The organism is Oleiphilus sp. HI0066 (assembly GCF_001635725.1).
Genome location: NZ_LWFH01000429.1, coordinates 1 through 593, shown reverse-complemented (window position 1 = coordinate 593; position 593 = coordinate 1). Strand labels below are relative to the sequence as shown.

Below are 593 nucleotides of genomic sequence, written 5' to 3'. Positions count from 1 at the left end.
CAAAGCAATCTCTGACACCAGAAATGTGTCGTGAGATTGTCTTTGACACCATGAACGACAAACAACGCGACGAATTTACTGAAAAAAACGAATGTAACTATGCCCTCAGTGCACGAGGAATTGGTCGTTTTCGTGTATCCGCATTCTCTCAACGTAACCTTATCGGTATGGTGCTGCGTCGTATCGAAACGAATATCCCACGTATTGAAGACCTCGCGCTTCCAGAAGTTATTAACTCTCTAGCAATGACGAAACGCGGTTTGATTATTTTTGTGGGCGCAACGGGTACTGGTAAGTCGACCTCTCTCGCATCGATGATTGGTCACCGGAATCGAAACAGTAAAGGCCATATAATTTCGATCGAAGACCCTATTGAATATATTCACCAACACGAGGGCTGTATCGTTACGCAGCGCGAAGTGGGGATCGATACTGAGTCTTTCGAGGTTGCGCTTAAAAACACATTACGTCAGGCACCTGATGTCATCATGATCGGTGAGATCCGTAGTAAAGAAACAATGGAGTATGCGGTAACTTTCGCAGAAACAGGTCACTTGTGTCTCGCGACCCTACACGCCAACAACGCGAACCAA

General features: G+C 46.0%; 1 protein-coding gene. It reads left to right on the top strand.

Annotated elements, in window-relative coordinates:
- On the top strand, positions 1 to 593 hold a 593-nt coding region (locus A3738_RS05745), incomplete at both ends, for an ATPase, T2SS/T4P/T4SS family (protein ID WP_197473632.1).